General features: G+C 74.4%; 5 protein-coding genes. All 5 read left to right on the top strand.

What is annotated here, in order from left to right; translation table 11 throughout:
* The first annotated feature begins 32 nt into the window (after positions 1–32).
* The 5 genes from pcaF (at position 33) to ACSNN9_RS27140 (ending at position 6,691) form a co-directional block, all read left to right on the top strand.
* Positions 33–1,235, top strand: coding sequence for a 3-oxoadipyl-CoA thiolase (gene pcaF / locus ACSNN9_RS27120; RefSeq protein ID WP_436676110.1), 1,203 nt, complete (start codon positions 33–35; stop codon positions 1,233–1,235).
* A 179-nt stretch (positions 1,236–1,414) separates the two neighbouring features.
* Positions 1,415–2,233 carry an SAM-dependent methyltransferase gene (locus tag ACSNN9_RS27125; protein ID WP_436676111.1) on the top strand — a complete coding sequence of 273 codons (819 nt, stop codon included), beginning with the start codon at positions 1,415–1,417 and terminating at the stop codon, positions 2,231–2,233.
* Between the two features lie 4 nt (positions 2,234–2,237).
* Positions 2,238–4,412 carry a putative bifunctional diguanylate cyclase/phosphodiesterase gene (locus ACSNN9_RS27130; protein ID WP_436676112.1) on the top strand — a complete coding sequence of 725 codons (2,175 nt, stop codon included), beginning with the start codon at positions 2,238–2,240 and terminating at the stop codon, positions 4,410–4,412.
* Positions 4,409–4,909: a DUF456 domain-containing protein gene (locus tag ACSNN9_RS27135; protein ID WP_358084347.1), complete on the top strand. Its 501-nt coding sequence runs from the start codon at positions 4,409–4,411 to the stop codon at positions 4,907–4,909. The genes ACSNN9_RS27130 and ACSNN9_RS27135 overlap by 4 nt, the downstream gene beginning before the upstream one ends.
* 420 nt (positions 4,910–5,329) lie before the next feature.
* Positions 5,330–6,691: a glutamine synthetase family protein gene (locus tag ACSNN9_RS27140; protein WP_357872316.1), complete on the top strand. Its 1,362-nt coding sequence runs from the start codon at positions 5,330–5,332 to the stop codon at positions 6,689–6,691.
* Positions 6,692–6,827 lie beyond the last annotated feature (136 nt).

Consider the following 6,827-nt stretch of genomic DNA (forward strand, 5'->3'; position numbering starts at 1 on the left):
CGCCCCTTCCCACCCCCCGAAGGATCGCGCTGATGACCGTGGCATACCTGGTGGCCGGTGTCCGCACCCCGATCGGCCGGTACGCCGGCGCCCTCGCCGGCGTCCGCCCCGACGACCTGGCCGCACACGTGATCCGCGAACTGGTCGCCCGACACCCGTCGGTGGACTGGGCGCGGGTGGACGACGTGATCCTGGGCTGCGCCAACCAGGCCGGCGAGGACAACCGCAACGTGGCCCGGATGGCGGCGCTGCTCGGCGGGCTGCCCGAGGAGGTGCCCGGCAGCACGGTCAACCGGCTCTGCGGCTCCGGCCTGGACGCCCTCGCCACCGCGGCCCGCTCCGTCGTCGCCGGCGAGGCCGACCTCGTGGTGGCCGGCGGGGTGGAGAGCATGAGCCGCGCCCCGTTCGTGATGCCGAAGGCGACCACCCCGTTCTCCCGCACCGCCGAGGTCCATGACACCACCATCGGCTGGCGGCTGGTCAACCCGCTGATGAAGAAGCAGTGGGGCATCGACTCCATGCCGGAGACGGCGGAGAACGTCGCCGCCGAGTACGGCGTCGGCCGCGCCGAGCAGGACGAGTTCGCGTACCGGTCGCAGCAGCGGGCGGCCAAGGCGCAGGCCGACGGCCGGTTCGCCGAGGAGATCGTGCCGGTGACCGTGCCGGCGGGACGGCGCGAGACGAAGCTCGTCGAGGTCGACGAGCACCCCCGCGAGACCTCGCTGGAGAAGCTCGCCGCGCTGCCCACCCCGTTCCGCGAGGGCGGCACCGTGACCGCCGGCAACTCCTCCGGCGTCAACGACGGCGCGGTGGCGCTGCTGGTCGCCTCGGAGGCGGCCGTGGCCCGCTACGGCCTCACCCCGCTGGCCCGGGTCACCGGCGCCGCCGCGGCCGGCGTACCGCCGCGGGTGATGGGCGTCGGGCCGGTGCCGGCCACCCGGAAGCTGCTCGACCGCCTGGGCCTCGGCCTCGACGCGGTCGACGTGATCGAGCTGAACGAGGCGTTCGCCGCGCAGTCCGTCGCGGTGCTGCGCGAGCTGGGCCTGCCGGTCGACGCCGAGCACGTCAACCCGAACGGCGGGGCGATCGCGCTCGGGCACCCCCTCGGCGCCAGCGGCGCCCGGCTGGCGTTGACGGCCGCGCTGGAGCTGCGCCGCCGGGGCGGCCGGCGGGCGTTGGCCACCATGTGCGTCGGCGTCGGTCAGGGCATCTCGCTGCTGCTCGAAGCCGCCTGACCCGCGGCCGGGCCCCCGCACCCCGCCGACGAAGTGGGTCATGGGACCTCCCGGAGCCGGGAGTTCCCGGCCTAGAGTGGTGGGCACCACACGACCCGCGGGTCGGCCGGTGCCGCGCGTGCCCCACGCACCCGACGCCGGTTGTCTCCCGCACCGCGCGACGACCATGAGGTGCAGCAGTGCAGATGCCGGACGGACTTCCCGCCGAGATCGACCTCTCCCGGCCGAGCGCGGCCCGGGTGTACGACTACTTCCTCGGCGGGGCGCACAACTTCGAGATCGACCGGCAGCTCGCCGAGCAGATCGCCGCCATGACCCCGAACCTGGCGGCGACCATGCGCGCCGGTCGGGAGTTCCTGCGCCGCGCCGTACGCACGCTGCTCGACGCCGGCATCGACCAGTTCCTCGACATCGGCTCCGGCATCCCCACCGTCGGCAACGTGCACGAGGTCGCCCAGGCGGCCAACCCGAAGGCCCGGGTGGTCTACGTCGACATCGACCCGGTCGCGGTGGCGCACAGCCGGGAGCTGCTCGCCGGCGACGAACTGACCGGGGTGATCCACGGCGACCTGCGCGAGCCGGAGCGGATCCTGGCCGGGGCCCGTGACCTCGGGCTGCTCGACTTCGGCCGGCCGCTGGGCATCCTGCTCGCCGGGGTGGTGCACTTCGTTCCCGACGCCGACCGCCCCGGCGACGTCCTGGCCACCCTCCGGGCCGCCGCGGCCCCGGGCAGCCACCTGGTCATCTCGCACTCCACGTTCGAGGACCAGCCGCAGGAGATGCTCGACGCGCAGCGCCTCTCGGCGCGCACCGACACCGAGATCACGCTGCGCTCCCGGGCCGAGGTGACGAGCTTCTTCGGCGACTGGACGCTGCTGGAGCCGGGCGTGGTGCACATGCCGCTGTGGCGCCCCGACTCGCCGTCCGACGTGGACGACCACCCGGAGCGGTTCGGCGCCTTCGGCGGCGTCGCCCGGTACGACCAACCCACCGCCTGATCCGATGGCCGCCGTCCCGGATCCCGGCGGCGACGACCTCAGCCGGTCGGGCGCCCAGCGGTACGCGGCCGAGTGGGCCCGGGCGGTGCGCCGGCTCGGTTTCGTGCCGCTCAGCGCCGCCGAGACCGAGCGCCTGCTGCACCTGCACACCGTGCGGCTGGCCCGGGCCCTGCTCGCCGAGCCGTTCTCGCCCCGGCCGGCCGAGGAGGTGGGGCGCGCGCTGGTGGCGGCGCACCTGACCGAGCCCCGGATGCTCGACTGGTCGGTGCGGGCCCTCGGCGACCGGTTCCCCGCCCGGGTGCTGCCGGGCCGGGCCCACCGGGAGGGGACGGCGCAACGGGTCGCGGCGTTGCAGGGCGGGCTCGCCGCCGGCTTCGCCCGGGCCCTGCGGGACCGCACCTTCGCCCAGCAGGAGCGGATCGCCCGCTCTGCCTGGCAGGCCCGCGACGAGGTGGAGCAGGCCCTGCGGGACAGCGAGGCCCGGTTCCGGGCGGTCTTCGTGGGGGCGGCCACGGGGATCGGCATCGCCGGCGTCGACGGTCAGATCATCGACGTCAACCAGGCGTTCGCGGACATGCTCGGCTACTCCATCGAGGAGCTGCGGCACACCAACGTGGCCTCGCTGTTCCACCACGACGACGCGGCCGGGATGTGGGAGCTCTACCAGGAGCTGATCGAGGGCAAGCAGGACCGGGCCCGGGTGGAGAAGCGCTACTACCGCAAGGACGGCAGCGTGGTCTGGACGGACCTGTCCGTCTCGCTGATCCGCCACGACGACGGCCGGCCGCGGTTCACCGTCGCGATGATCGAGGACATCACCGCGCGGTACGAACTCCAGCAGCGGCTGCGCTTCCAGGCGCTGCACGACCCGCTCACCGGCCTGCCCAACCGGACCCTGTTCTTCGAGACGCTGGGCCGGGTCTTCGACGGCGCCGACGCGGCCCACCGGGTCGGCGTCTGCTTCCTCGACCTGGACGGCTTCAAGGCGGTCAACGACAGCCTCGGCCACGACCTCGGCGACCGGCTGCTCGTGGTGATCGCCCGGCGGCTGGCCGAGTGCGTCGCCGGCCGCGGTCACCTCGTCGCCCGGATGGGTGGGGACGAGTTCGTCATCCTGGTCGACGACGGCGCCGGCCTCGACGACGCGGTACGGGTCGCCGAGGTGGCCCTGGCCGCGGTCTCCGCCCCGGTGCGCATCGGCGAGCACCAGCTCGCGGTCTCGGCGAGCGTCGGCATCGTCGAGTGCCCGGTCGGCGGGACGAGCGCCTCGGAGCTGATGAAGGCCGCCGACACCACGCTCTACTGGGCCAAGGCGGAGGGGCGGGGCCGGTGGGCGGTCTACGACCCGGAGCGCGGCGCCCGGGACATCGCCCGCTCCGCCCTGGCCGCCGGGCTGCCGGCGGCGCTGGACCGGGGCGAGTTCGTGGTGCACTACCAGCCGATCGTGTCCCTGCTGGAGGGCTCGATGCTGGCCGTGGAGGCGCTGGTCCGGTGGCAGCACCCGGAGCTGGGGCTGATCGGGCCGGACCGGTTCATCGGGCTGGCCGAGGAGACCGGCCTGATCGTCCGGCTCGGCGAGTGGGTGCTGCGGCAGGCCTGCCGGGACGCGGAGGCGTGGCGGCGGGAGTTCCCCCGGGCCCAGCTGGTGGTCAGCGTCAACCTGGCCGCGCGGCAGGCCGAGGACCCGGGGATCGTGGACACCGTCGCCGACGTGCTCGCTTCCACCGGGCTGCCGGCGGACCTGCTGCAACTGGAGCTGACCGAGAGCGCGGTGATGGGCACCGCCGGGGAGCCGCTGCGGTCGCTGCACCGGCTGGCCGCCCTCGGCGTACGGCTGGCGATCGACGACTTCGGCACCGGCTACTCGAACCTGGCGTACCTGCGCCGGCTGCCGATCCACTGCCTGAAGCTGGCGGGGCCGTTCGTCGAGGGCATCCGGGGCGAGGACGCCGAGGCGGTGGCCGACCACCGGGACGAGCGGATCGTGGACGCGCTGGTCCGGCTGGCGCACGCGCTGGAGCTGTGGGTCACCGCCGAGGCGGTGGAGACCGGGGTGCAGGCCGAGCGGCTGCGCGCGCTGCGCTGCGACACCGGGCAGGGACGCTTCTTCGGCCCGCCCGCCCCGGCGGCGGAGATCACCGCCCGGCTGCGCGGCGACGACCAGGGAGCGACGGCATGAGCCTGACGGACAGCGAGGCGGCGGTCGCCGTACTCGCCGGGTTGGCGATCCTCGCCGGGCTCGCCGGGGTGGTGGTGCCCGGCCTGCCGGCGCTGCCGCTGTGCTGGGGCGGGGTGCTGGTCTGGGCGATCTTCGGCGGCGCCGGTCCCGGCCGCTGGGCGGTGCTCGCCGCCGCGACCGTGGTCGTCGCCGGCGGGACCGTCGTCAAGTACGCCTGGCCGGGGCGGAACCTGAAACGCACCGGGGTGCCCACCTCGTCGCTGCTCGCCGGCGGCCTGCTGGGGCTGGTCGGCTTCTTCGTGATCCCGGTGATCGGGCTGGTGCTGGGCTTCGTCGGCGGCGTGTGGGCGGCAGAGCGGCTCCGGCTGGGCGACTCCCGGCTGGCGTGGCCGGCGACGAAGCAGGCAGTGGCGGCGGCCGGCCTCTCCATGCTGGTCGAGTTCCTCGCCGGCCTGCTCGTCACGGCGCTCTGGGTCGCCGGCCTGCTGCTCGCCTGAGGCGGTGCGGTGCGGTGCGGTGCAGGGCTGTGGGGCGTTGCGCTGTGGGGCGTGGCGATGCGGTGTGGGCGGCGGCGCGGGACTGGCGTCGGGTACGGCGCAGCGCCGTACGGTGAGAGAGAGGTGACGTGCCCCGCGCCGCCGCGTGCCGGGCGGTCCGAGCGCCCGGCGGTGGCCCGTCGCGATCGGGCCTGGTCACGGGCTCAAGCATGCGTCGGACCAGCCGAAACGGCAACGCAATTTGCCGGCCGCCCAGCCCAGCTCGGCTCGTCGGGCACGGTGCGTGGCGGTCTCGTGGACGGGGCAGCTCGACAGGGCGCTGCCGGCAACCCCCGGCGCCCGGGGCGGTTGCCGGAGTGCCGGGCAGGGCATTGACGGTCAACCGGTTAGCCAGTAGACCTTGGTGATGGAGGCCCGCCGATGAGGAAAGCTCCGCTCACGTTGGAACAGCTGCGGGTCGCCGTCGCCGAGGGCGAGATCGACACCGTGGTGCTGGCCCTGGTCGACATGCAGGGCCGGTTGCAGGGCAAGCGGTTCCACGCGCCCTACTTCCTCGACGAGGTGGTCGCGCACGGCAGCGAGGGCTGCAACTACCTGCTGGCCGTCGACGTCGACATGAACACGGTCGACGGCTACGCGATGTCCAGCTGGGAACGCGGCTACGGCGACTTCGCCATGGTGCCGGACCTCGACACGCTGCGCCGGGTGCCCTGGCAGCCGGGCAGCGCGCTGCTCCTGGCCGACCTGGCCTGGCTGGACGGGTCCCCGGTGGTCGCCTCGCCCCGGCAGATCCTGCGCCGGCAGCTCGACCGGCTGGCCGCGCACGGGCTGACCGCGTACGCCGGCACCGAGTTGGAGTTCGTGCTGTTCCGCGACTCGTACGAGGACGCCTGGCAGCGCGGCTACCGGGACCTGACCCCGGCCAACCAGTACAACGTGGACTACTCGCTGCTCGGCACCGCCCGGGTGGAGCCGCTGCTGCGCCGCATCCGGCGGGAGATGGCCGGGGCGGGGCTGACGCCGGAGAGCGCGAAGGGGGAGTGCAACCTCGGCCAGCACGAGATCGCCTTCCGCTACGACGAGGCCGTGGCCTGCGCCGACCACCACGTCATCTACAAGAACGGGGCGAAGGAGATCGCCGCGCAGGAGGGCATGTCGATCACCTTCATGGCCAAGCCGAACGCGCGGGAGGGCAACTCCTGCCACATCCACTTCTCGCTGCGCGACGCCGACGGCCGGTCGGCGATGCTCGGCGACGGGCCGGCGCACCTGTCGGTGACCGGGCAGCGGGTGCTGGCCGGGCTGCTGGCCACCATGCGCGAGTTCAGCCTCCTGTTCGCGCCGAACATCAACTCGTACAAGCGCTACCAGCCCGGGTCGTTCGCGCCCACCGCGCTGCGCTGGGGCACGGACAACCGCACCTGCGCGCTGCGCCTGGTCGGGCACGGGCAGGGCATGCGGGTGGAGAACCGGGTGCCGGGGGCGGACGTGAACCCGTACCTGGCGATCGCCGCCCTCGTCGCCGGCGCGGTGCACGGCATCGAGCGGGAGCTGGAACTGGGCGAGGAGTGCACCGGCAACGCGTACGACGACCCGGCCGCCGAGCGGGTCCCCGGCACGCTCCGCGACGCCCTGGCCCTCTGGGAGGGCTCGACGGTGGCCGCCGAGGCGTTCGGCGACGAGGTGGCGGCCCACTACGCCAACCAGGCACGGATCGAGCTGACGGCCTACGACGCCGCCGTCACGGACTGGGAACTCTTCCGTGGCTTCGAACGCCTCTGACCCACCCACCCCACCCCACCCCACCCCGGCGATCATGGGGTTCTGGTGGGCGACTGATGGCGATCGGCGGCTTTCGTGAGGCACCACAACTGCATGATCGACCCCGCCCGGCGGCCGGGGGCCGGGGGCCGGGGGC

Origin of the sequence: Micromonospora sp. URMC 107 (assembly GCF_051386315.1) — a bacterium.
Classification (GTDB): Bacteria; Actinomycetota; Actinomycetes; order Mycobacteriales; family Micromonosporaceae; genus Micromonospora.

Coding starts and splice junctions, on each gene's coding strand:
- pcaF (WP_436676110.1), top strand. CDS start 33: ATGACCGTGGCATACCTGGTGGCCGGTGTCCGCACCCCGATCGGCCGG.
- ACSNN9_RS27130 (WP_436676112.1), top strand. CDS start 2,238: ATGGCCGCCGTCCCGGATCCCGGCGGCGACGACCTCAGCCGGTCGGGC.
- ACSNN9_RS27135 (WP_358084347.1), top strand. CDS start 4,409: ATGAGCCTGACGGACAGCGAGGCGGCGGTCGCCGTACTCGCCGGGTTG.
- ACSNN9_RS27140 (WP_357872316.1), top strand. CDS start 5,330: ATGAGGAAAGCTCCGCTCACGTTGGAACAGCTGCGGGTCGCCGTCGCC.